We start from the raw sequence: 26396 nt of genomic DNA on the forward strand, positions 1-26396 counted from the left end.
CAGTTGTACGAAGCCATTCGCGAGCTGCTGCTTCACCATCTTTGATGTAAGCTTCAACTGATCCAGCCCATGTAGCACGTCCACAAAGAACACCGTTGAAGTTTGCACCTGATTCGTGGGCAAATACAAGAGTTTCTTGGAAGAGCTTAGCGGATACACCTGCACTCAAGTAGATGTATGGAAGGTTAGTAGCTTCGTCCTGAGCTTTGAAGAAAGCAGCTGCTTCTTCACGTGTATGAACGATTTCTCCATCACCAAAGCCTTCAACGTATTTCACGTTAACTGGAACTTCTACTTTCAAGACATCGATGTTGAAGCGTGGGTCTGAGAAGACCTTCATAGCACCGATAACCTTGTGTGGTTTTACTTTAGCGTATTCAGCAGAACCTGCATCAGCAATCTTTTCATCGTAAGCTAAGATTTCAAGGAAGAATGGAATATCTTCTGCCACACACTCAGAACCAATACGTTCGATGTAGGCTTGTTTTTGTTGGTTGAGTTCGTCAGAGCTGTCTACATCATAGTAAAGCAAGAACTTAACAGCATCTGCACCTTGTTCTTTGATACGTTTTGCAGACCAAACATCCAAGCAGTCTGGCAAACGTTTTGTACTTGTTGTGTCGTATCCAGTTTTTTCATAAGCAAGGAGAAGACCAGCTTTTGGATCAAGAGCTTTTGTAGCTGGAAGTCCATACTCAGGGTCAAGAAGCATAGATGAAGCGTATTTTGTCAATTCATCCGCTACCAATACTTTAAGTTCTTCCATTTGTGCTACTGTTGGCTCTTCTGTTTGGTATTGAGCCATGAGGCGTTTCAAAGCACCACGTTGATCAAAAGCAAGAGCTGAGATGATACCATTCTCGTCTGAGAGTTTTTGCATGCAAGCAAGTTTATTTGTGCTTAATGTTAATTTACTCATAAATAACTCCTTATTTTTCAAATTCGTGAATAATGACGCCTTGAACGACACGGTTCACTGTACCTGTAGGTGATGGTGTATCTGGTCTGTTACCAACTTTAAGTGAAGTCAAGAGAGCAAATAACTGACCATAAACGATGTAAGGGAAGACACGGTAAACATCATTCAGAACCCCACCGCATCCAAGTGCTACTTCCTTCACATTATTTTCAAGTCCAAAGGCTTGATCACTCAAGAGAACAACTCGACGAGCAATTTGGTCGCCAGCAACTTCGCGAACCAAGTCTAAATCGTACTTACGAGTATAATCTGTTGTAGTACCAAATACCAAAACGACTGTATCTTCGTTGATAAGAGATTTTGGACCGTGACGGAAGCCAACTGGGCTTTCATACATTGTCGCGACTTGACCAGCAGTCAATTCCAAAATTTTAAGCTGGGCTTCGTGAGCAAGTCCGAAGAATGGGCCCGCACCTAGATAAATCACTCGGTTAAAGCCTAGGTCAACCAACTCTTTGACATCTGCCACATTGTCAAGAACTTTGCGAGCTAAACTAGATAGCACGTCGAAACGTTCAACTTTAACAGCAAAGTCTGTCGGATCAAATACCAAGAGCGCTGTCAACATCATTGAAGTGAAGCTTGAAGTCATAGCAAAGCCAGCATCGTTAGAAGCAGCTGGTTGCAAGAGCAAGAGGTTGCGGTCATCACCATGCGCTTGGAGAGCCAATTTCCCTTCAGCTGCACATGTGATGGTCACTTGATAAAGCTCATCAACCAAAGCCTTTGCCAAGTCAACTGTTGCCACACTCTCAGGTGAGTTCCCGCTACGCGCGAATGATACCAAAACAGTTGCCACATCTTTTTTCAAATAAGTTTGTGGGTTTGCTACAATATCAGTTGTCGCGATAGCATTGAAATTCCATTTACGTTCATCATAAACTTCCTTGAAGTAAGGAACAAGAGTATCACCTACATAAGCAGAAGTTCCAGCACCAGTCAGGATAACTTTGATGTAGTCATGTTTGTCAGCAATTCCTTGTAAGAAGGCTGCAATTTCATCACGTCGTGCTTGATAAGCTTCAAAAGCATCTTTCCAAACGTCTGGTTGTTGGTAAATTTCGCGAGTTGTGATTTCTGCCCCCAACTCAAGCAAATCTTCTTTTGTATAATCTAGCATTGAAAACCTCTAATCTAATATTGTTTCATGATTGAAAACATGGGAATGGGAGCGGCTCCCATTCCCATGTATATTTTCTATAAGATGATTTAACGTTTTAACGCAACCACATCTTATACTCAATGAAAATCAAAGAGCAAACTAGGAAGCTAGCCGAAGGCTGTACTCGAGTACGGCAAGGCGAAGCTGACGTGGTTTGAATTTGATTTTTGAAGAGTATTATTCATCTTCATCGTCGTCGAAGCTTGCCAATAAATCATTAACTTTGACAATGCTTTCTGAAGCACGACTCTTATAATCTGCATCCATGCCTGTTAGGCTTGCATTGATAAATTCAATAACCATCGGAAGATTCATTCCTGCATAAAGTTCAATGTCGCGCCCTTCCATAATCAGACGGCTCACCACGTTACATGGTGTTCCACCAAGAAGGTCTGCAAAGACTAGGAAATCATCCAAACCTTCGACAGCAGCTTCAAATTTTGCAGTAAATTCTTCTGGCCCATCTTCTGGAAGAAGAGCTACCGCATGAATGTTGTCTTGTGGACCCATAATCATTTCTGTGCTACCTTTAAGTTCTTCACAGAAACGACCGTGACTCACTAAAATCAATGATTTAGTCATAAATTATGCGCCCATTCCAAGTACAAATTTACCGATGAATGAAAGTCCAACTGCAAGAGCAATGATGATACCGATTGCTTTAGTTGAGTTCATACCTTTCTTACCAAGCAACCAGAAGATGAATGCTGTGAAGATTGCTGGAAGCAAGCGTGGGAAGATTGAGTTCAAGATATCTTGGAAGTCAATCATCTTTTCACCGATTGGCAATTTGTATGAAATTTCAAAGTTGATCATTGTTGCTACAAGAGCACCCATCATGAATACACCAAGTACAGATGCAGCTTCAATCAAAGCTGTCAAAGTGCTTTGCATGTTGTTGATAAGGTTAACCCCTTCTTTGTAGGCAAATTCCAACTGTTTCCAACGGAAGATGTCATACGCTACTGCAACTGCGATCCAAAGGAAGATACCCCAAGGTTGACCAGCGATAGCCATTGTTGCAGCGATAGATCCCATGATAGCAGGTACAAGTGAACCAAAGATAGTATCTCCAAGAGGAGCGAATGGTCCCATCAAACCTGTCTTGATACCGTTAACCGCATCTTTTGAGTCAACGCCATCTTTTTCTTCCATGGCAAGGTCAAAACCAGCGATGATTGTGTGGAAGAATGGTGAAGTGTTGAAGAATTGAGTATGAACTTTCATCATTTCTTTCAACTCAGGAGTTCCATCTCCATACATTTTACGCAATTGTGGCAAGATCATGTAAAGGTAACCTGATGCTTGCATACGTTCGTAGTTCCATCCCAATTGGAAAGTGAACAAGCTACGTTTGTTAATTTGATTAAAATCTTCTTTTGTTAATTTGTAATTAGAATTCGTCATCTTCAATTTCCCCACTTTCTGATGGTGTAGAAGGTGCTGCTACAGCAACTTTTTGGCTGTTCTTGAAGTGAACAACTGCAAGGAAGATACCTACGATAGAGACACCGATCATAGACAAACCTTTGAAGTTGTTGGCAAAGCCAATTTTTTCAGCAACGTCAGCAGGAAGAGTGCCAATGAGACCAGCAACTGCTCCACCAAGACCTGTTACGTATGAGTAAAGTACAGTCAACATAGCTGTCAAACCGAATCCCATAGCAAGGTAGTGAAGGTTACGTTTAACTGGAAGGTAACGAAGCAAGATAGCGAATCCAAGACCTGGAAGCATACGACCTGCAAGAGTCAAACCGTCTGCAACCCATTGGAATTCTTTAACAAAGTTTACAACTGCTTGTACGAATTCTCCACCGAAAGCTAGGGCGAAGAATACTGGAAGGGCACGAGAAGCAGCCCATGGAAGCGCACCAAGAAGGTAGTTACGTTCGATTCCTTTGTAGTCAAAGCGTTCGATCGCAGCATCAATACGGTGTGCGAAGAATGTAGTAGTCATACGACCAAGTACGTCGAAGTAAGTTAAAAGTGCCGCTACTGGTACAGCGATTGTAGTAATCGCAAGGTCAGTTTCAATACCTTGTGAAACTGAGAAAGCAGTCGCAAGAACCGCACCAGAAGTTGCGTCGATACGAGAAGCACCACCGAAGGTACCTACCCCAAGGACAAACAACTGCAAGCTACCACCGATAAACAAACCAGTTGTCAAATCTCCCATGACTAAACCAGTAATGAAACCAGCGAATACAGGGGAACCTGCAGAAGAAACGATCGTCAACTCATCACAGATTTGATAAGCTGAGTACAAAGTGAGAAGTAAAATTTGCCACCATTGTATCATAACAATGACCTCCTAAAAATTTTTTCCTATTTTAATAAGCTCAAAAAGTCTGAAACTGGATCATTTGGAACCATTTGAGCAGTAAGTTTAACACCTTTTTCCGCCAATTTGTGGAAATCTTCCACGTCTTTATCTACAACGTTGATAGAACGTGTAATAGAACGTGTTTCTGGTGTTTGAGACATGTTGCCGACATTGACAGTTTCAAGTGGCACACCTGCTTCTACCAAACCGAGGAAGCGGTCTGGTTTACGAGCAACGATAAACAAACGTTGGCTATCATATTTTCCAGCAAGGATATTGGCTGCAGCTTTTTCAACTGGCAAAATACTAAGTTTTACACCTGGTGGTGTTGCAAGTTTCAATCCGCTCTTTTCAACATCGTTGTTAACAACTTCATTGTCAACGACCATGATACGTGAAACATTCAGTTTAGCAGACCAAAGGTTTGCTACTTGTCCGTGGATCAAACGTCCATCAATACGGCATCCTACAATTGTCATAAATTTTCCCCCTTTATATGTTTTAGTGTAGGTTTACGAGTTAAGTGTATGTGATCTTTATACTCCCCTTCAGTTTCAAAGATAATGATGCGGTTAGCACCTTCCTTGAGATAGCTGTGCGGAATATAAAGCGATAAGGTTGGACCAACATTCCAGAAACGTCCGAGATGATGGCCATTGACATAGGCAATCCCTTTACCAAACTCAGATAGTTCTAAGTAGGTGTCCTTCGGAGCCTCAACTTCAAAGTCATAGGCGTAAAAGGCAGGTTGTCCTTCTGTCCATCCTTTTGAGAAATCAATCTTTTCAGGATTATCTAGTGGAAGCGGATAGTGTTCCCAGTTCACCATGAAGTGTAGGTCTTTGCAGACACCTGTACGAATCCCTTTTCTTTGTGTATCTGCTAGGAACTTATGCCCGTAATTGACACGCCCCATATTTTCTACCAAGACATCAAATCGAGAGAGCGCTTTCTTTTCTCCTTGATAGAAGATGTCCTCACCAATTTCTGTCTGGTATTGAGTTGCGACCCATTTACCATCTACAAATAGCTGAGCTCTGTCTCGACCGTCAATGATACGGATACGTTCTTCTTCTGCATCCCAACTAGCTTCTGTACGATAGAGTAGATAACCGTAGCTTTGTCCCAACTCTTCCATTTTCTTAGGATAGAGACTTTTAGTTGGACTTGTTAGGCTATCCAAGGTTTCAAATAGAGAAACTTTCTCAACCAGTGGAATGTTTTCAACTTCCATGCTCTCTTTGTAAAGCGGTTCTAATTGTGGATACTCAGGATAGTAAGTCGCCATCATTTCTTTAACTGCCATGTATTTAGCAGTTGGATTCCCAGCTTCATTAAGGAGAGCGTCATAATCATAAGATGTTACTTGTGGTAAATCAATAGTTCCTCGAGCTGAACAACCATTCATAAAACCAAAGTTGGTTCCACCGTGGAACATGTAAAGGTTGATAGAGCCTTGCTCTAGTACCTCATGTACGGCTTCTGCTAACTCCTCTGGCTCACGCGTGATGACTGGTTCTTTCCATCGGTTAAACCATCCATCCCAGAATTCCATACACATGAGTGGCCATTTCTTGCCATACTCATCAAAGAACTCTTGCATTTGCGAGAAGTTAAAGTTTGCTTTTGAACCAAAGTTCCCTGTCACAAAGAGATCATCTTCAATCAAGGTACCAGCTTTCAGAGTTGCTCGCCATGGACCATCAGATGTAAAGAGCGGACAAGTCACTGAACGTTCTTCCATCAATCGGCGAATCTCACGCAAGTAGGTTTTGTCCTCACCGTATGAACCGTACTCATTTTCAACCTGCATCATGAGGATGTTACCACCATTATCCAACAATCTTGGAACAAGACGTGGAAGTAAATGATCATAGTAGCGTCCTACCATTTCTATAAAGGCTGGATCAGAGGAACGGATTCGCATGTCTTTATTTAAAAGCCAAGCTGGTAAACCACCGAATTCCCACTCTGCACAGATAAAGGGAGATGGTCGAACAATAGCATACAAGCCTAAGTCCTGAGCTGTCTGAAGAAATTTTTCAATATCAAGATTGCCTTCAAAATTGAAGTTTCCTTCAGTTGACTCATGCAAATTCCAAGCGACGTAGGTTTCAACAGTGTTAAAACCTAAAGCCTTGAGATTATACAATGAATGATACCAGTCTTCTTCAGGAATTCTAAAATAATGAATGGCACCAGATAAAATTTTGAATGGTTCCCCATCTAGGTAAAAATCATCCTCAATTTTAAACCTTGTCATTTTACCACCCCATACTTTTTCGTTTGCGCTTTCATTTGTTGTTATATTAAATAATAAACTAATGAATCCATCTTGTCAATAGATTTTTCGAAAATTATTTAAAATTTTTCTTTTTTTTTACTGAATTGTTTTCTAAAATTCTTGTAAAAAATTTTTTTCTTAAATATTTTCGATCTAGATAGCATAAATGTATGAGTTTATAACCGTAAATAATATGTAAGTCAATCGCTTAGAATATTATTTTATTTTTTTACATTATTTACTATCATTTTCAAACTATTTATGGTAAAATCGAAGATGGAGAAGGAAAAAATGAGGTGAAAATATGGCAATTCCAAAGTATCAATATATCAAAGATGAATTGAAAAATAAAATCATTTCAGGTCAATTTGCAAGTGGCGACAAGTTTTACACTGAAGCAGAGTTGATTGCAATGTATGACGTAAGTTCAATCACTGTTGTTCGCGCCTTAAACGACCTTGCTAAAGACGGTTATATTGTCCGCCAACAAGGAAAAGGAACCTTTGTGGCTCGCGCTCGCAAGCACAAACTCGTAGAATTTTCTGATGTAGAAATTTTTGAAACCAAGGACGATAAAGTCACTGTTCTTTCTATTGAACGCGGTAACGATCTTAACTACTTAGAAAAATTGGGATTGCGTGGCGATCAATTTTATTACAAAATCGAACGTATCCGTGAATCTAACGGTGTTACTTATATCTACCACACATCTTATATCCCTGAACAATACATCAATGCAAACTATCCAAATCTTGAATACTATAGTTCTATCTATAATCGTTTCAAATTGGACTACCACATTCACATGAATGACGAGCATTTTGAAGAAATCAATGACATTGTATTTCCAACTCCAGAACATGCTGCTTCTATCCTAGGAATCGACTCTCAGTTCCCAACTGTTCTCCAAACCAAGACAACTAAACTTGAATCAACTGGCCAAGTGTTGGAATACATTGAAACTTACAAACGTTCTGATTTCTATAAGATTAAATTTATCTCATGTGATCGCGATCACTAAACATTAAAAAGTCTGAGACAATCGTTTCAGGCTTTTCTGTTTTTCATTATAGCACGCTAGCTTTTAGTAGGAAATATCAAATGACTTTAAACTATAATTTGGAGAAATTTTACTAAAAACAGAGTAAAAATTGAAAATTAGTTCAAATTAAATAACTTCTTATATTTTTTATAGGTATTTTATTAAAATACTTGACTTTACTAGTTTCAGATAATACAATGGAATCAGTTTGTGAAAACGCTACCAAAATAATAAATTAGGAGGTTATTTAATGAAACCAGAAAATAAACAGCGTTTCTCTATTCGTAAATACGCAATCGGAGCAGCTTCTGTCTTGATCGGCTTTGCCTTTCATGCGCAAGCTGTTGCCGCTGATGGAGTCGTACCTACTACAACAGAGAATCAACCTACTATCCAAGCTACAGGTGAATCGTCTCCACAGGCCAGCGAAGAAAAACTTGAAACCAGTCCTACACCAGAAGCCGTATCTCCTGCAGCTCCAGCGACACCTGTAGCAAACACTGAAGCACCAAAAGTTGAAGCTACTTCTGCACCTGTCGTAGAAAAAACTGTTGCAACTGAAGAAACTCCAGCAAAACCAGAAGTAACTGAAGAAGCTAAGCAGCCAGAACCAGAAAAGGTAGAAAACAAAGAAGTTGCTACAGTTGAGGCTCCTGTAGTCGCTACAGAGAAAGCAGCTCAAGTCAATGAAAAACTGGCTAAAAAGAAAATTGTTTCAATCGATGCAGGGCGTAAATACTTCTCTCCTGAACAACTGAAAGAAATCATCGACAAAGCCAAACACTATGGCTATACTGATCTTCATCTCCTAGTCGGAAATGATGGCTTGCGTTTTATGCTTGATGACATGTCTCTAACTGTAGGGGACAAAACTTATGCAAGCGATGATGTCAAACGCGCTGTTGAAAATGGAACCAATGCTTACTACAACGATCCAAACGGCAATCATCTAACTGAAAGCCAAATGACCGACTTGATTAACTATGCTAAGGATAAAGGTATTGGACTTATCCCATCTGTTAACAGTCCTGGCCACATGGACGCTATCCTTAATGCTATGAAAGAATTGGGTATTGAAAAGCCTAACTTTAACTATTTTGGTAAAGAATCAGCGCGTACTGTTGACCTTGACAATGAAAAAGCTGTTGCCTTCACAAAAGCTTTGATTGATAAGTATGCCGGCTACTTTGCTGGTAAGTCTGAAATCTTCAACATCGGTTTGGATGAGTACGCTAATGATGCTACTGATGCCAAAGGATGGAGCGTTCTTCAAGCCTATAAATGGTATCCAGAAGATGGATTCCCAGACAAGGGTTATGACAAATTCATCGCCTATGCAAATGACCTAGCTCGTATCGTCAAATCTCACGGTCTAAAACCTATGGCCTTCAACGACGGTATCTACTATAATAGCGATACAAGTTTTGGTACTTTTGACAAGGACATCATCGTCTCTATGTGGACTGGTGGCTGGGGTGGTTACGATGTCGCTTCTTCTAAGTTACTAGCTGAAAAAGGACATGAAATCCTCAATACTAACGATGCTTGGTACTATGTTCTCGGCCGTAATGCTGACGGACAAGGTTGGTACAACCTTGATCAAGGATTGAACGGCATTAAGAGCACACCGATCACTTCTGTACCAAAAACAGAAGGAGCTGACGTTCCTATTATTGGTGGTATGGTAGCAGCTTGGGCTGATACTCCATCTGCTCGCTACTCTCCATCTCGTCTCTTCAAACTCATGCGTCAATTCGCAAACTCAAATGCTGAATACTTCGCTGCTGACTACGAGTCTGCTGAACAAGCTCTGAAAGAAGTTCCAACAGACCTTACTCGCTACACAGAAGAAAGTATTGCAGCCGTTAAAGATGCTGAAAAAGCCATCCGTGCTCTCGATAGCAACCTCAGCCGTGCTCAACAAGATACTATTGACCAAGCGATCGCAAAACTCCAAGAAGCTGTTAGCAACTTGACCTTCACTCCAGAAGCTCAAAAAGAAGAAGATGCTAAACGTGAAGTTGAAAAACTAGCTAAGAACAAGGTCATCTCTATCGATGCTGGACGTAAATACTTCACACTTGACCAACTTAAACGCATCGTTGACAAGGCTAGTGAGCTCGGCTACTCTGACCTTCACTTGCTCCTTGGAAATGATGGACTTCGCTTCCTACTTGATGATATGAGTATCTCAGCAAATGGCAAGACTTATGCAAGCGACGATGTGAAAAAGGCCATCATCGAAGGAACAAAATCTTACTACGATGATCCTAACGGAACTACTTTGAACCAAGCTGAAATCACTGAGCTTATCCAGTATGCTAAGGACAAAGGGATTGGACTAATCCCAGCTATCAATAGCCCAGGTCATATGGATGCTATGCTTGTCGCTATGGAAAAATTAGGCATCGCAAACCCTCAAGCCAACTTTGACAAGGTTTCAAAAACAACTATGGACCTTGAAAACGAAGAAGCGATGAACTTTACAAAAGCCCTTATCGGCAAGTACATGGACTTCTTTGCTGGTAAGACTAAAATCTTTAACTATGGTACAGATGAGTATGCTAACGATGCTACCAATGCTCAAGGTTGGTACTACCTCAAGTGGTATGGTCTCTACGGCAAATTTGCTGAGTACGCTAATAGCCTAGCTGCCATGGCTAAAGAAAAAGGTCTTCAACCAATGGCCTTTAACGATGGCTTCTACTACGAAGACAAGGATGATGTTGAGTTTGATAAAGACGTTATCATCTCTTACTGGTCTAAAGGCTGGTGGGGTTACAACCTTGCGTCTCCTCAATATCTAGCAAGCAAAGGTTATAAATTCCTAAACACGAATGGAGACTGGTACTACATTCTCGGTCAAAAACCAGAAGATGGCGGTGGCTTCCTCAAGAAAGCTATTGAAAATACTGAAAAAACTCCATTTAACCAGTTAGCATCAACTAAATATCCTGAAGTTGACCTACCTACTGTTGGTAGTATGTTAGCTATCTGGGCTGATAGACCAAGCGCAGAATACAAGGAAGAAGAAATCTTTGAACTCATGACTGCCTTTGCAGACCACAACAAAGACTACTTCCGTGCTGACTACAAAGCACTACGCGAAGAACTTGCTCAAATCCCTGAAAACTTAGAAGGATACAGCACAGAAAGCCTCGACGCTCTCAAGGCTGCTAAAGATGCTCTTAACTACAACCTCAATCGTAACAAACAAGCTGAATTGGACACACTTGTAGCTAATCTCAAAGCTGCTAGACTGGGTCTCAAACCAGCTGCAACTCACTCAGGAAGCCTCTATGAGAGTGAAACTGCTGCTACAGTTGAAAACCGACCAGAGCTTCTTGTTAAGACAGAAGAAATTCCGTTTGAGATTGTTAAGAAAGAAAATCCTAACCTTCCAGCAGGACAAGAGAAAGTCATCACTGAAGGTGTCAAAGGTGAACGGACTATCTATCTTTCAGTTGTGACTGAAAATGGCAAGCAAACAGAAACAGTTCTTGAAAGACAAGTAACGAAAGAAGCTGTCAATCAAGTTGTCGAAGTTGGAACATTAGCGACACATGTAGGAGACGAAAAAGGTCAAGCTCCTGTTGTAAATAAACCTCGTGTAGTCATCGAAGATGAAGAAATTCCATTTACAACCATCACTCGTGAAACTGATGCATTGCCTAAGGGAGAAACTCGTGTTGTAACTGCAGGTGTCAACGGTCGTCGTAGCCATTTCTACTCTGTGACTACTGCTGTTGATGGATCTGAAGTTAAAACATTGGTTACTAGTGTTGTCGCTCAAGAACCAGTCGCTCAAGTAATCGAAGTTGGCAACCCTGTCACTCACGTCGGTGATGAACATGGTCAAGCAGCTATCGCTGAAGAAAAACCAAAACTAGAAATTCCAAGTGAACCAGCTCCAGCATCTGTTCCTGCTGAGGAAAACAAAGCTCTTCCTCAAGGCCCAGCTCCTGTAGCAAAAGAAAATAAACTTCCTGAAACAGGAAGCCAAGGTTCAGAATGGTTGATTGCTACTGGTCTTATGACTGCTCTCACAGCTTACGGACTTAGCAAGAAAAAAGATTAAGCACAAATAAAAAGCGGGACAAAAGTCTCGCTTTTTTGTTTTATTGTTAGTCACCCAAACCGATGCGTTCGAAGATGTCATCCACTCGTTTGGTGTAGTAAGTTGGGTTGAAGATTTCGTCGATTTCTTCTTGAGTGAGACGTGAAGTTACTTCTGGATCTGCTTCAAGAAGTGGTTTGAAGTCTACTTGGTTATCCCAAGATTGAGCTGTCTTTGGTTGTACAAGGTCGTAAGCTTGCTCACGAGTCATACCTTTTTCAATCAAAGTAAGCATCGCACGTTGACTGAAGATAAGACCAAATGTAGAGTTCATGTTGCGGATCATGTTTTCTGGGAAGACTGTCAAGTTCTTAACGATGTTTCCGAAACGGTTGAGCATGTAGTCAATCAAGATGGTTGTATCTGGTGCAATGATCCGCTCAGCTGATGAGTGAGAGATATCACGCTCGTGCCAGAGTGATACATTTTCATAAGCTGTTACCATGTGACCACGGATCACACGCGCAAGACCTGTCATGTTTTCAGAACCGATTGGGTTACGTTTGTGAGGCATAGCTGAAGAACCTTTTTGACCCTTTGCAAAGAACTCTTCTACTTCACGTTGTTCTGATTTTTGAAGACCACGAATCTCAGTCGCCATACGCTCGATAGAAGTTGCGATGCTAGCAAGAACTGCAAAGTACTCAGCGTGAAGGTCACGAGGAAGAACCTGTGTAGAGATTTCTTGGGCACGGATACCCAATTTGTCGCAGACGTATTTTTCAACGAATGGTGGGATGTTAGCAAAGTTACCGACCGCACCAGAAATCTTACCAGCTTCCACACCAGCAGCCGCATGCTCGAAACGCTCGATGTTGCGCTTCATTTCGCTGTACCAAGTTGCCAATTTAAGACCAAAAGTTGTAGGCTCAGCGTGAACACCGTGGGTACGCCCCATCATGATGGTGAACTTGTGCTCTTTCGCTTTGTCAGCAATGATGTTGAGGAAGTTTTCAAGGTCCTTGCGGATGATGTCGTTGGCTTGTTTGTAGAGGTAACCGTAGGCAGTATCCACCACGTCGGTAGAAGTCAACCCATAGTGAACCCACTTGCGCTCTTCACCAAGAGTCTCAGAAACCGCACGCGTGAAAGCCACCACATCGTGGCGAGTCTCTTGCTCGATTTCCAAGATACGGTCGATGTCAAAGTCCGCTTTTTCACGAATCAAAGCTACATCTTCCTTAGGGATTTCCCCTAACTCAGCCCATGCTTCGTCAGCTAAGATTTCCACCTCAAGCCAAGCACGGTATTTATTTTCTTCAGTCCAAATGTTCGCCATCTCAGGGCGAGAGTAACGTTCGATCATTGTTTTATTTTCCTTTCTTTTGATGTTTCACATCAGTTAGCAAGCGGCAATCACTTTATTCAAATTCTTCTTTCCCAATCCATACAGATGGATAGTGATTGAGTGTATTCAAATCCGTATCCAGCGGGACATCATAGATAGCTAGATAGTTTTCAGGATATTGAGCAAGCAACTCTTCATACTTAGCTTTCACCTTTTCGTGATCACTACTAGCATACAAGACTTCGACGACTGCTCCGGTCTTCTCTTTTTCAACAAATGCGTTGACGATGAGTTGTATCATAAAAAACTCCTAAATCGAAATGCCCTTCATATTTGCTTCCAGAATAGGCATCTTCACACCTAACACCTGACCGGTCTGATAAACACTTTGACAACAATAGAAGATGTCCTGTTTATCATTGTGCAAAGTCATAATTTTTCGGGTCAGCTCATTTTTCGCAAACATGACTTTCATGGCCTTGCCGGCTATCCAAGCGGGAATTTTGTATGGCAATAGTTCTGCTTTGTAAAGTTTCAAATTCACGCCACGCGCTTCTACGACTTTCAAAGCTTCTCGAATGGCCTTGATGGCCAATGATAATTCCGATGAACTATTCATCAAGTTCAAAGCCAGTTCTTCTGGATTTTCCAAATTTCCTGAGCGAGCAGCTGTCGAAGTGACACCTGCGTTAATCGCCATGTGAATCCAAATCCACTCGACCATATCATGAGGCACTTCCCACTTCAAATCTGCAGAAACTAGTAAAGCCGTCAGATCAGCATAGTTAGAAATGTGTGCTTTTTGCTCACCTTCTAGCATTAAATGGTCGAACAAGACACCATCCAAATGGTTCTCCTGCATATGACCACCCGCTGTCGGAAAGGCCAAAATATAGTTGTAATCCCCTGCCCACTCTTGGACCTCTTTTCGATTATCCCAGAAATTACAAAAGAAAACAAGGGTGCCTTTGATATTGTTTTTTCGCAAGGTTTCCACAGCTTCTTTGACAAGTCCATGACGCACACTGAGAAAAATAAAATCATATTCCGAATGAGCTTCTGCCACATGAACCTCATAAGTATCATGCTTGTTCTCACCTTTGGAATGATAGCGACCATCTAGCAGATCAACTGACAACTCCTTCGGTGCATTGTTTTTCTTACTATCTCTCAGTACGTGTTCCACTTGATGGCCTGCTTTTTGAAAGGCGTAGGCATAAGTGGTCCCGATCACTCCGAGTCCTAGAATCGCTATTTTCACTTAAAAATCAATCCCTTTCCCAAACTCCTCAACCTTATCCGGTTCATCACTAAACAAAGTCACATGTCCCATTTTGCGGTTGTGCTTCGCTTCTATTTTACCATACAAATGGAGGTGGGCGCTTGGATTTTCTGTCACATATTTTTCAGCAGCCTCGACATGCTGGCCGAGAACATTGAGCATGACTGCTGGTGCATGTAGTTTGATGTCTGGCAATGGTGCTCCGAGAACGCCTAGAATATGGGTATCAAACTGTGAAAAGTCACAGGCTTCAATCGAATAGTGCCCTGAATTGTGGGGGCGTGGTGCAATTTCGTTGACGATGATGTCATCAGCTGTCGCAAACATTTCCACACAGAGCGTACCAGAAAGATTGAGTTGTTCAGCAATCTTCACAGCCATGGCTTTAGCTTTCTCAGCTAGACTGTCAGAAATGCGAGCAGGCACAATGGTTTTTGAAAGAATGTTGTTGCGGTGGATATTTTCCTGAATTGGGAATACTGTCACGTCCTTGCCATTACCAGATACAATGACTGAAATCTCCAAGTCAAAGTTGACGAATTCTTCCAAGACACAGTCTGCTGAGTCCGCTAAAGTGTATGCTTCTTCCAAGTCTGCTTCTGAACGAATAACCTTTTGTCCATGACCATCGTAACCACCAGTCGCCGTCTTAAGGACATAGTTTTTCGACAAGTCGATATCTTCCAAGTCTTGGCTAGATTTCACAACCTTGTAAGGAGCCACAGTGACTTGAGCCTTGTTAGAAAGAAAGTCCTTCTCAAAGATTCGATTTTGAGAGATTCGGAGTAGGTCTGTCCCTTGTGGAAGCTGACCATCCTTGATAACGGCATCCAAACCGTCGGCATCCACATTTTCAAACTCATAAGTGAGGACATCGCAACGCTCCGCCAACTGGCGAAGAGCGTCCACATCATTATAAGGAGCCACGATAATCTCCGCCACGCGAGAGGCCGGGCAATCTGCCGCAGGGTCCAGCGCGATAACCTTGTGTCCCATGTAGATAGCAGAAATAGCCATCATCTGACCTAGCTGACCACCACCGATGATACCAATAGTTTTAGTTGAGCTCATTTGTAGACTCCTCTGCGATTTTTCCTTGTTCTTCGGCAAAGTTAGCAAGTGCGTCCGCAATGGACTTATCTTCTACAGAGAGGAGACGGAGGGCAAAGAGGGCAGCGTTAGTCGCACCTGCTTCACCGATAGCCATGGTTGCTACAGGAACCCCACCTGGCATCTGAACAATCGAATAGAGCGAATCCACACCACTAAGAGCACGTGATTTGACTGGCACACCAATGACTGGAAGTGTTGTCTTGGCTGCTACCATCCCTGGCAAATGGGCTGCGCCACCAGCACCTGCGATGATGATCTTGATGCCACGGCTACGAGCTTCTTCAGCATGGCGGAACATAAGATCAGGTGTGCGGTGGGCAGAGACAACTTTCTTTTCGTAGGCTACACCGAAGCGGTCTAGGACTTCAGCGGTTTTTTGCATAGTTGCCCAGTCGGATTTTGAGCCCATGATGATGGAAATAATTGGTTTAGTCATAATTTTCCCTTTTTTTCTTTTTTGATAATGGTCTTAGGTGGTGAGGACGGAAGCAACCCCTCGGTTTCATTCCTAAAATTTGAGCCCAAGTCTCAAATTTTCCCTAGACCAGAACAGAAATTGTTCTGGTCTTTTCACCACGGCGACCATTATCTTACTTTGGCTCGCTTTCACTCGCCATTGACAAATTTAGTATCTGTTAATCTTTTATAGCCTTACTTCCAATATCTGTTCGGTAAAAGAGGCCTTCTGTGTTTTGTTTGTTGAGTTGGCTGTAGATAATGTTTTGGCCGTCTTTGACGGTATCAGCCGTGGTGACCAGCATGTAAACACGGCCTCCGTTTGAAAGAAGGTCTCCCCCATTTTCAGCAAATTTAGCTCCGGCATAATAAGTGATGATGTCGCCTTCTGTCTTGGTAGGAAGCTTGACACCTTTCTCATAAGCGAGTGGGTAGCCGTTTGAGGCTACAACAACGCCTAGTGTTACACCCTTATCCATCCAAGTAATTGCTGGCTCTTTGCCATCCAAAATATCCGTGATATTTTGCGCAAAGTCAGATGTCAAACGAGGCAGGATAATCTGAGTTTCAGGATCTCCGAAACGAGCGTTGAACTCGATGACCTTAGGTCCATCAGCTGTCAAGATAAGCCCTGCGTAAAGGACACCAAGATACGGACGACCTTCTTTAATCATCCCTTCGAGAACTGGCTTGACAATGGTGTCAACTGCTGTGTCAACCACTCTCTGTGGCAAGTGTGGAACTGGCGCATATGCACCCATCCCACCAGTGTTAGGCCCCTTGTCGCCATCGTAGGCTCGTTTATGGTCCTGAGCTGTTGGCATGATGTAGAACTTGTCCTCATTGACAAAGGCAAAGAGAGAGAACTCCTCCCCGTCAAGGAATTCCTCGATAACCACACGCGCACCAGAGTCGCCAAATTTATTGTCCAAAAGCATCTCATGAGCGGCTTCGACGGCTTGCTCAACTGTCTCCGCAACGACGACACCTTTCCCAAGGGCCAAACCATCTGCTTTAACTACGATTGGTGCCCCCTGCTTTTCGATATAGACCCTGGCTTCCTCGAAATCTGAGAATGTGCCGTAGGCTGCTGTCGGAACGCCGTACTTGACCATGATTTCCTTGGCAAAATCCTTAGACCACTCCAGCTCTGCTGCTAATCTTGTTGGACCAAAAGCTTTAAGCCCTGCTGCATTGAAATCATCTACAATTCCAGCTGCAAGGGCATCATCTGGACCGATAAAGGTCCAAGCGATATCATTGACTTTTGCAAACTCGATTAAGGCAGAATGTTCGGAAATAGAGATATTTACCAATTCCAGACCATCTAGAGTCATCCCGTCATTCCCAGGAGCTACAAAGACTTTTTCAACGTTTTTTGATTCAAGTAACTTCTTAGCAATCGCATGTTCACGACCACCCGAACCAACAACTAACAGCTTCATCTTACAACCTCTTTTGCGAATTATTTACTAATATTATACCATAAACGTTCGTTTTAATCTTGTTTCGTTTCGCTTTTAAAGCAAAAAAAGGAAAGAAACTGTTTTCTTCCCTTTTATTTTCTTAATGTCTAAAATGTCTCACGCCTGTGAAGACCATAGTCAAGCCGTATTTATCAGCAGCTTCGATAGACTCTTGGTCACGTACTGACCCACCTGGTTGAATGATGGCCTTGATACCAGCTTTGGCGATTTCTTCCACATTATCCGCAAATGGGAAGAAGGCATCTGAAGCAAGGACAGCGCCGTCAAGACGGTCTTTAGCTTGGTCAATAGCAATACGGACGGAAGCCACACGATTGGTTTGACCAGGGCCAACGCCAAGTGTCATGTGGTCATTAGTCACGATGATTCCATTTGATTTGACATACTTGATAGCTTTCCAAGCAAACTCAAGGGCAGTCGCTTCTGTCTCAGTTGGTTGGCGTTTGGTTACCACTTGCCAGTCAGCTGGGTTTTCTTTGACAACATCCTGATTTTGAACGAGGAGGCCACCGACCACGCCTGTGTACTCTGCTTCCACTTCACTAGCATCTTGAGCATCAAATGGCAAGGCAAGGATGCGCAAGTTTTTCTTTTTGGTTGTCAAGATTTCAAGCGCTTCGTCAGAATAGCTTGGTGCAATGATGATTTCAAGGAAAACGCCGTGCATTTTTTGAGCTGTCGCAGCGTCCACTTCACGGTTGAGAACGACAATACCACCGAAGATAGAAACTGGGTCAGACTCATAAGCGTAGTCCCAAGCAGTTTCGATATCATCAGCTTGACCTATACCGCACGGGTTCATGTGTTTGAGAGCCACAACGGTTGGACTATCTTTGAAGTCACGGATGATGCGGATCGCTGCATCAGCGTCACGGATATTGTTGAAGGACAATTCCTTACCGTTAAGCTGTTTAGCAGATGCAATAGAGTAGTCTGTTGGCAAGGCTTTTTGGTAGAAGTCTGCGTCTTGTTGAGGGTTCTCACCGTAACGCATTGGTTGCTTGAGGTCATAAGTCAAAGTGAGTTTTTCAGGCTTGCCTTCACCGACTTGAGCTGTGAAATATTCTGCAATCAAGGCGTCATAAGCCGCTGTGTGACGAAATACTTTGGCTGCCAAACGTTGGCGAGTTTCATAAGAGGTTTCGCCGTTTGCTGCCAATTCGTCCAAAACCACAGCGTAGTCAGCAGGATCTACCACAACTGTAACACTGGCATGATTTTTCGCTGCTGAACGAAGCATAGATGGCCCACCAATATCGATATTTTCAACTGCATCAGCATAAGTCACATCTGGTTTAAGGATAGTTTCCTTAAATGGGTAAAGGTTGACCACCACAAGGTCAATGAGCTCAATCTTGTTGTCCTTAGCCGCTTCCAAGTGGCTATCCAAGTCACGACGAGCGAGAAGCCCTCCGTGGATATTTGGGTGGAGGGTCTTCACACGACCGTCCATCATTTCTGGGAAACCAGTCACATCATCAATGGCAATGGTATCAACACCAGCATTATCAAGGGCAACTTTGGTACCACCTGTTGAGATGATATCCCAACCAAGTTTTTTAAGTTCTTGGGCAAATTCAACAATGCCCGCTTTATCTGAGACTGAAATAAGTGCTCGTTTAGTCATGTTCTTTCTTTTCCTTTTTAAAAAAGTTCTTTCTTTGCTACAGTGCTACAGTCGAAAATTTTCTTTCAGCTCGAGGGCTTCCTTATTTTCGTGCAGCCCCCAAACTATCCAAGACCTCTGGATAAAGTTTGTACTCTGTTTCGTGGATGCGAGCTTCGAAAGTATCAAGGGTATCCCCTTCAAGGCGCGGCACATGGACTTGTTTGATGACCTTACCGGTATCAACGCCCGAATCCACCCAATGAATGGTCACACCAGACTGGTCAACGCCTGCATTCCAAGCATCCTCAATACCATGAGCGCCTGGAAATTCAGGGAGATAAGCTGGGTGAATATTGATGATACGGCCTTCATAAGCTGCTAACAAGGTTGGACCGACGATTTTCATGTAACCTGCAAGACAAATCAAGTCAATCTGGTGTTCATCTAAGAGCTCAACAATGGCTCCTTCGTAGTCTGTCTTATTCTCAAACTCCTTGAGTTCGAAGGCATAGGATAAAACTCCAAGATTTTCTGCACGCTCAAGGACGTAGGCATCTCGATGATCAGAAAATACAAACTCAACTGGAAACTGTTCTGCAATCACCTGAAAGTTTGAACCGTTGCCAGAAGCAAAAACAGCAATTTTTTTAGCCATTATTTTATCACCACACTTGCGCCATCTTTCTTCACAATACGACCAATTTCATAAACAGGTTCGTCAAGAAGTTCTTTGACACGTTCAACATTTTCTGGTGTAACCGCAAGCATGAGACCAATACCCATGTTGAAGATTTCAAACATTTCTTCATGTTTGATTTGGCCATATTTTTCAAGGGCTTTGAAAATTGGAAGAACAGGGACTTTGCTTTCGTCAATTTCAGCAGCCAAGTCATCCGCGAACATACGTGGTACATTTTCGATGAAACCACCACCTGTGATGTGGGCAATCCCGTTGACCAATTCTTCTTTGATGAGTGGCAAAGCAGCTTTGACGTAGATACGAGTTGGTTCGAGTAGGACTTCCTTGAGTTTCTTACCTTCCAACTCAGGCAATACTTCTTCACCTGTATAATCAGCAAAGACACGACGAACAAGTGAGTAACCATTTGAGTGGATACCGCTTGAAGCAAGCCCCAAAATCACATCACCTGCTGCTACTTTTGAACCGTCAATGATTTGAGATTTTTCAGCCACACCGACTGCGAAACCAGCCAAGTCATAGTCGTCTTCGCCATACATGCCAGGCATTTCAGCCGTTTCACCACCGATAAGGGCTGCACCGGCTTGTACACAACCTTCGGCCACACCAGCAACGACTTGTTCTAGTTTAGCTGGTTCATTTTTACCAGTTGCGATATAGTCCAAGAAGTAAAGAGGCTCTGCTCCTGCAGCGATGATATCGTTGACACACATGGCCACACAGTCTTGACCGATGGTATCGTGTTTGTCATACTTGATAGCAAGCATCAGCTTCGTCCCGACACCGTCAGTACCTGAGATCAAAACTGGCTCTTTAACACCTGTTTTTGAAAGGTCGAACATGCCACCAAAACCACCAAGAGCTCCCATGACACCTGCACGCTCCGTACGAGCAACGTGTTTTTTGATACGTTCAACAACTTCATAACCCGCTTCAACATCCACACCTGATTGAGCGTATGCATTTTTATTTGTCATTTGTTTTTTTCCTTTTCCTTTCCTTCAATGGGATTTTTTATTTGTAAAAACTCGTTTTTTCTTCCAAACTTCTACGATATTCTTCTTCATAATCATAGAGAGGAGTTGGATAGTTCCCATCAAAGTAAGCCACACAGAGACCACCATTTGGCGCATCTGTTTCAATCCCAATAGAGTCAATCAAGCCATCAATCGAAAGATAAGTCAGGCTATCCGCACCAATGATTTGGCAAGTTTCCTCGACGGTATGATTAGCCGCAATCAACTCCTGACGTGTCTGGATATCAATTCCGTAGAAACATGGATAGGCAAGAGCAGGACTACCAATGGCAACGTGTACTTCTGAGGCTCCCGCTTCTTTCAAAAGTTGGACAATACGACGAGATGTTGTTCCACGTACAATCGAGTCATCAATCATGACCACACGTTTGCCTTTAACGACACCAGAAACGGCAGACAATTTCATCCGAACCCCTTGCTCACGTAATTCTTGAGTCGGCTGAATAAAGGTCCGTTGTGTATATTGGTTCTTGATAAGACCCATTTCATTTGGCAGACCTGATTCTTCAGCAAATCCCATAGCTGCGCTGAGTGAGGAATTTGGTACCCCAACTACAATATCGGCTTCATGCTTGAACTCACGTGCTAATTGAGCTCCCATTCGCTTACGAGCTGTATGGACATTAACACCGTGGATGTTAGAGTCAGGACGGGCAAAGTAGATATACTCCATGGAACAAATTGCCAGCTGAGTATCGTTTGTATAGCTGTCATACTGGATGCCATTGTCATCAATAATGACAATCTCGCCTGGTTTCACGTCGCGAATCCACTCCGCACCGATTACTTCAAAGGCACAGGTCTCAGATGAAACCACTACTGCTCCATTGGCCATTTTCCCGATTGACAGAGGACGGAAGCCATTTGGATCAAGCGCTGCAATTAACTTATCTTCAAACATCAAGAGATAAGCAAAACCACCTTTAACTAGACTGAGCGCTTCCTTGATTTTACCCATCAGGTTTGGATTGTGGCTACGACGAATCAAGTGAGCCAAGATTTCTGAATCAGAGGTTGAACTGAAGATTGCCCCTCTTTGTTCCAATTCTTTCTTGAGCGATTCTGCATTGGTCAGATTCCCGTTATGAGCCAAACCAAACTGCATATCGTGAAAGCGGAAGAGGAAAGGTTGGATATTGTCTACAGAAGCTTCTCCCGCAGTCGCATAACGCACGTGCCCAATCGCTCCACTTCCTGTCAATTTATCCAAATTCGCAGGATTTTTGAAGACTTCTGACAAAAGCCCCATATCACGATGACGCTTCAATTTCCCTTGGTCGTTGGAGAGGATTCCTGCCCCCTCCTGACCACGGTGCTGAAGACTATGGAGTCCAAAATAGGTCAATTTGGCAGCGTCTGGGTGACCCCAGATACCAAAAACACCACATTCTTCATTAAGAGATTTTACTTCGTATGTCATTTTATATACCTAATTTTTATTTGTGTATCATTCCTTAACGATACTAGAGCGGAATGATACGGCAGAAGCTCGTTTCACTCGCAACAACAAATCATTTGCAATTATCGCAAGTTACATCTACTTGGTTTTACATTTACTGATGGTTATCTATTAGAAAATCTGTAAATCTTATTTTCCAGTAAAGTATTTAACTGCTGACGCAAAGAGGTGTTGGTCTTTATTTCCTGGAATATTTTGGAAGAGACCGTCTTCGAAACGTTCTGAGTGACCCATCTTACCAATAATTTGACCGTTCTTACTTGTGATACCTTCGATCGCATTGACCGAACCATTTGGATTGTATTTAGAATCCATGCTTGACTTACCTTCGAAGTCAACATATTGGCTAAAGATTTGACCATTGTCACGAAGCTCTGCAAATTCTTCAGCTGTCACAACAAATTTACCTTCACCATGTGATACTGGGATGGCATGGATGTCACCAACTTTCACGCCTGCAAGCCATGGTGAGTTCGTGTTGGCAATACGAGTTTCAACCATCTTGGCCACGTGTTGGTTAGCATCATTGTAGAAGAGGGTTGGACTCGTGCTGCTTGCATCTTCAAAGTTTCCATATGGAAGAAGACCTGATTTAACAAGGGCTTGGAATCCGTTACAGATACCAATGATTAAACCACCACGTTCGATGAAACTATCAATGGCTACACGTACTTTTTCATTGAGCAAGATGTTAACGATAAATTTAGCAGATCCGTCTGGTTCATCGGCTGCTGAGAAGCCACCTGCAAAGAAGATAATGTTAGCTTTTTCGATATTGTCAACCATAGTGTCAACAGACTTGACAATCGCTTCTTCATTCAGTGTTACAAATGGTACCAAATTGACTTTTGCACCTTCTTTTTCAAAGGCCTTAGCTGAATCGTACTCAGAGTTCGTACCTGGGAATACTGGGATGTAAACCACTGGTGTCTCAACTGTTTCTTTAACTTTGATAACAGAATCTGATGCCACCGCAGGTACTTCTTCCAACTCAGTTGCTTGTGCAAATTCCGTTGGGTAAACCTTTTCCAATTTACCTTGGAAGGCACTGTCAAGTTTGTGTCCATCAAGCGTTACACCATTGACAGTAAGTGTAAAGTCAGCTGCTGTTTGTCCAATCTTGGCAACCCCTGCAATATCTTCAGGAGATGTGAAGACGAATCCACCCAATTGAGCTGTCAAGGCAGTCTCAAGATTTTCAAGGGTTACAGTGGCACCAATATGGTTACCAAATGTGGCAAGGGCAAGCGTTTCAACCACACCACCATATTTGACAGCTGATGCAGATGTGACTTTATGAGTTGCTTGGATGGCTTCAAACTTAGTAAAGTTAGACTTGATAAGATCAAAGTCAATTTCTTGTGCCAAAGCTTGACCTGGGATGTAATAGATATTTTCACCAACAGCTTTAAATTCCGGAGAAAGGACCTTACGGCTATCTGCTGTTGTCACTCCAAAAGCAACTAAAGTTGGTGGTACTGTCAATTCTTCAAAGGTACCAGACATAGAGTCCTTACCACCGATAGATGGCAAACCAAGTTGAATCTGAGCTTCGATAGAGCCTAGGAGAGCTGCTACTGGCTGACCAAAACGCTCTGCTTGTTTATCCATACGCTCGAAGTATTCTTGATAAGAGAAGCGAGCTTTAGACCAGTTGGCACCAGCAGCAACCAAACGAGCGGTTGCTTCGATAACCGCATAAGCAGCACCGTGGTACGGAGACCATTCTGCGATGTATGGGTTAAAGCCTTGTGCCATGACTGATGCCGTATGAGTCACACCATGTTGGACTGGCAATTTCTGTACAGAAGCTTCAGTTGGTGTGATTTGGTAGCGACCACCAAGTGGGTGATTGACTGTCGAACGACCAACTGAGCTATCAAAGATGGTTTGTAACCCTTTTTGACTTGCATGATTAAGGTCAGCCAAGACTTCAAGAGTATCAACTTCAAGGGTTTCAGCAGATGTTTGACGTTCTTCTGGAAGCTTGACATCCTTGTCAACCACCTTAGCATCTACGACTACACGTACACCGTTCGTATCAAGGAAACGACGTTCCAAATCAACGATTGTTTCGCCATTCCAGTGCATGACAAGATTTGGTTTTTCAGTCACTGTCGCAACGACAACAGCATCAATATTTTCTTTGTTACATGCTGCAATGAAGGCATCTACATCTTCTGGACGAACTACCACGGCCATACGTTCCTGAGATTCAGAGATAGCAATTTCGGTACCGTTCAAACCTTGGTATTTCAATGGCACTTTGTCTAGATCAATTTCAAGACCATCTGCCAATTCACCGATAGCCACACAGACACCACCGGCACCAAAGTCATTTGATTTCTTGATCAGACGTGTCACTTCCCCATTACGGAAAAGACGTTGAATCTTACGTTCTTCGATGGCATTCCCTTTTTGAACCTCAGCACCAGCTGTTTCAACAGATTCAACTGTTTGAACTTTAGATGAACCTGTCGCACCACCGACACCATCACGTCCGGTCTTACCACCGAGCAAGATAATCACATCACCAGCTTCAGGCTTTTCACGGACAACATTTTCCTTAGGAGCCGCACCGACAACTGCACCTAGCTCCATGCGCTTAGCAACGAAACCTGGGTGGAAGTATTCACGAACATAAGTTGTTGCAAGACCAATTTGGTTCCCATATGAAGAATAACCGTGAGCCGCTGTTTTAGAAATCACTTGTTGTGGCAATTTCCCAGCGCGAGTTTCTGAAATTGGAGCTGTAATATCACCAGCACCTGAGATACGCATGGCTTGGTAAACATAGGAACGCCCTGACAATGGGTCACGAATGGCACCACCGATACAAGTAGCCGCACCACCAAATGGTTCGATTTCCGTTGGGTGGTTGTGAGTTTCGTTTTTGAACATGAGAAGCCATGGTTCTTTGACACCATTGACATCCACGTCAATTTCTACAGAGCAGGCATTGATTTCATCAGACACTTCCATGTCATCCAAACGACCATTGGCACGCTCGTAACGACCAAAAATAGTCGCCATATCCATCAAGGTTTGAGGTTTTTCGGTACGTCCCAACTCATCACGCATGGCAATATACTTGTCATAAGTCGCCTGCAATTGTTTTTGGAATTTAGAAGCTGAGAAGTCGATGTTTTTCAACTCCGTCTCAAAAGTTGTGTGACGGCAGTGGTCAGACCAGTAAGTATCCAAAACCTTAAGCTCAGTCTCAGTTGGCACACGACCAATATACTTGAAGTAATCTTGAATGAAGAGAAGGTCATCCACTTCCATGGCCAATCCTTGCTCTGACTTATATTGAGCAAATTCTTCTGCCGTATAAGTTTCAAAGAAATCTAAGTTTGGAATGGTCTTGTCAGACTCAGAGAAATCCTGTTTCGCAATGCCAAGAGTGATATCTTTGAAACGAGAGTCCACTGGATTCAAGAGGTAGTTTTTGACAGCTTCCAATTCATCCGCATCAATATCCTTATTGACCAAGTAAAGTTGTGCTGTGTTCACCGTCACATCATTTGAACTACCAAGCAAAAGCAAAGCTTCCTGTGAAGATGCCGCACGTTGGTCAAATTGACCAGGCAAGCTTTCAATGGCAAAGAAAGCATACTTCTCAAGATCAGCCTTAACCGCAGCTTCATCCAAAACAGTATCGGTCACCTGCTCAGAAAAAATGTGTTTTTCCGCACGCGCAAACAAGTCCTCTGCCAAATTAAAGACATCGTAAACCTGAACAATCCGAAGATCCTTCAAGGTTTTCAACTGAAGATTATGCTGTAATTCTTTTACTAAAGAGTCAGATTTGACACGAAAATCAGCTTTTTTCTCAACGAAAATACGTTTATCCATTTTAGTTCCTTTATTTCTATTCAAATAGGTTATCGAAGACGAAGGGGTTCCGTTCCAAAATGATTACTTCAATCCCTGCAATTTCTCTAACACAACCTTATAAACATCCGTTAGGCTGCCCAAATCTCTACGGAGTGAAAAGGTCTAGTAGACCTTTTCAGCCTGAGTCCTTTTACTTGAAAGACGAAGGTTTTCCGTTTCAA

20 protein-coding genes are annotated in these 26396 nt (G+C 42.8%); 2 read left to right on the plus strand and 18 right to left on the minus strand.

Annotation, left to right across the window (positions count from 1 at the left end; all coding sequences use genetic code 11):
* The 7 genes from lacD to HMPREF2795_RS00690 all read right to left on the minus strand — a co-directional run.
* Positions 1-919, minus strand: a 919-nt coding sequence (lacD, locus tag HMPREF2795_RS00660) for a tagatose-bisphosphate aldolase (RefSeq protein WP_075227930.1), incomplete at its 3' end; no start/stop codon positions are given.
* Between the two features lie 10 nt (positions 920-929).
* Positions 930-2099: an SIS domain-containing protein gene (locus HMPREF2795_RS00665; RefSeq protein ID WP_075227931.1), complete on the minus strand. Its 1170-nt coding sequence runs from the start codon at positions 2097-2099 to the stop codon at positions 930-932.
* A gap of 219 nt (positions 2100-2318) precedes the next feature.
* Positions 2319-2723, minus strand: coding sequence for a PTS sugar transporter subunit IIA (locus HMPREF2795_RS00670; protein WP_000167445.1), 405 nt, complete (start codon positions 2721-2723; stop codon positions 2319-2321).
* 3 nt (positions 2724-2726) lie between these two features.
* Positions 2727-3548: a PTS system mannose/fructose/sorbose family transporter subunit IID gene (locus HMPREF2795_RS00675; protein ID WP_045762521.1), complete on the minus strand. Its 822-nt coding sequence runs from the start codon at positions 3546-3548 to the stop codon at positions 2727-2729.
* Positions 3535-4440: a PTS mannose/fructose/sorbose/N-acetylgalactosamine transporter subunit IIC gene (locus tag HMPREF2795_RS00680; protein WP_045762520.1), complete on the minus strand. Its 906-nt coding sequence runs from the start codon at positions 4438-4440 to the stop codon at positions 3535-3537. The genes HMPREF2795_RS00675 and HMPREF2795_RS00680 overlap by 14 nt, the downstream gene beginning before the upstream one ends.
* Positions 4441-4466: 26 nt before the next feature.
* Positions 4467-4943 carry a PTS sugar transporter subunit IIB gene (locus HMPREF2795_RS00685; RefSeq protein WP_075227932.1) on the minus strand — a complete coding sequence of 159 codons (477 nt, stop codon included), beginning with the start codon at positions 4941-4943 and terminating at the stop codon, positions 4467-4469.
* The gene (locus tag HMPREF2795_RS00690; protein ID WP_075227933.1) at positions 4940-6727 is read right to left on the minus strand and encodes a glycoside hydrolase family 35 protein; all 1788 of its coding nucleotides are present in this window, start codon (positions 6725-6727) and stop codon (positions 4940-4942) included. The genes HMPREF2795_RS00685 and HMPREF2795_RS00690 overlap by 4 nt, the downstream gene beginning before the upstream one ends.
* 325 nt (positions 6728-7052) lie before the next feature.
* Between HMPREF2795_RS00690 and HMPREF2795_RS00695 the strand changes: the two genes are divergently transcribed.
* Both HMPREF2795_RS00695 and strH read left to right on the plus strand, forming a co-directional pair.
* The gene (locus HMPREF2795_RS00695; RefSeq protein ID WP_075227934.1) at positions 7053-7769 is read left to right on the plus strand and encodes a GntR family transcriptional regulator; all 717 of its coding nucleotides are present in this window, start codon (positions 7053-7055) and stop codon (positions 7767-7769) included.
* Positions 7770-8040: 271 nt separating this feature from the next.
* On the plus strand, positions 8041-11868 hold the full coding sequence (strH, locus tag HMPREF2795_RS00700) for an LPXTG-anchored beta-N-acetylhexosaminidase StrH (RefSeq protein ID WP_075227935.1): 3828 nt from the start codon (positions 8041-8043) through the stop codon (positions 11866-11868).
* 46 nt (positions 11869-11914) lie between these two features.
* Here strH and purB read toward each other — a convergent pair whose 3' ends face one another.
* The 11 genes from purB to HMPREF2795_RS00755 all read right to left on the minus strand — a co-directional run bounded on the left by purB (position 11915) and on the right by HMPREF2795_RS00755 (position 26193).
* The gene (gene purB / locus HMPREF2795_RS00705) at positions 11915-13213 is read right to left on the minus strand and encodes an adenylosuccinate lyase (RefSeq protein WP_075227936.1); all 1299 of its coding nucleotides are present in this window, start codon (positions 13211-13213) and stop codon (positions 11915-11917) included.
* 55 nt (positions 13214-13268) lie between these two features.
* Positions 13269-13496, minus strand: a complete 228-nt coding sequence (locus HMPREF2795_RS00710; protein WP_075227937.1) for a phosphoribosylaminoimidazole carboxylase — start codon at positions 13494-13496, stop codon at positions 13269-13271.
* Positions 13497-13505: 9 nt separating this feature from the next.
* Positions 13506-14456, minus strand: coding sequence for a ketopantoate reductase family protein (locus HMPREF2795_RS00715; RefSeq protein ID WP_075227938.1), 951 nt, complete (start codon positions 14454-14456; stop codon positions 13506-13508).
* Positions 14457-15548, minus strand: coding sequence for a 5-(carboxyamino)imidazole ribonucleotide synthase (gene purK, locus HMPREF2795_RS00720; RefSeq protein WP_075227939.1), 1092 nt, complete (start codon positions 15546-15548; stop codon positions 14457-14459). It lies immediately after the preceding gene.
* Positions 15535-16026 (minus strand): 5-(carboxyamino)imidazole ribonucleotide mutase, encoded by a 492-nt coding sequence (purE, locus tag HMPREF2795_RS00725; protein ID WP_075227940.1) that lies wholly within the window; start codon positions 16024-16026, stop codon positions 15535-15537. The genes purK and purE overlap by 14 nt, the downstream gene beginning before the upstream one ends.
* 199 nt (positions 16027-16225) lie before the next feature.
* Positions 16226-17491: a phosphoribosylamine--glycine ligase gene (purD, locus tag HMPREF2795_RS00730; RefSeq protein WP_075227941.1), complete on the minus strand. Its 1266-nt coding sequence runs from the start codon at positions 17489-17491 to the stop codon at positions 16226-16228.
* A 121-nt stretch (positions 17492-17612) separates the two neighbouring features.
* On the minus strand, positions 17613-19160 hold the full coding sequence (gene purH / locus HMPREF2795_RS00735) for a bifunctional phosphoribosylaminoimidazolecarboxamide formyltransferase/IMP cyclohydrolase (protein ID WP_075227942.1): 1548 nt from the start codon (positions 19158-19160) through the stop codon (positions 17613-17615).
* An 82-nt stretch (positions 19161-19242) separates the two neighbouring features.
* Complete coding sequence (gene purN / locus HMPREF2795_RS00740) at positions 19243-19797, minus strand: phosphoribosylglycinamide formyltransferase (RefSeq protein WP_075227943.1); 555 nt, start codon at positions 19795-19797, stop codon at positions 19243-19245.
* Positions 19797-20819 (minus strand): phosphoribosylformylglycinamidine cyclo-ligase, encoded by a 1023-nt coding sequence (gene purM, locus HMPREF2795_RS00745; protein WP_075227944.1) that lies wholly within the window; start codon positions 20817-20819, stop codon positions 19797-19799. The genes purN and purM overlap by 1 nt, the downstream gene beginning before the upstream one ends.
* 37 nt (positions 20820-20856) lie before the next feature.
* Positions 20857-22299, minus strand: coding sequence for an amidophosphoribosyltransferase (gene purF, locus HMPREF2795_RS00750; protein WP_075227945.1), 1443 nt, complete (start codon positions 22297-22299; stop codon positions 20857-20859).
* 168 nt (positions 22300-22467) lie between these two features.
* On the minus strand, positions 22468-26193 hold the full coding sequence (locus HMPREF2795_RS00755; RefSeq protein WP_075227946.1) for a phosphoribosylformylglycinamidine synthase: 3726 nt from the start codon (positions 26191-26193) through the stop codon (positions 22468-22470).
* Between the last annotated feature and the right edge of the window lie 203 nt (positions 26194-26396).

This window comes from Streptococcus sp. HMSC056C01, assembly GCF_001811305.1.
GTDB lineage: Bacteria > Bacillota > Bacilli > Lactobacillales > Streptococcaceae > Streptococcus.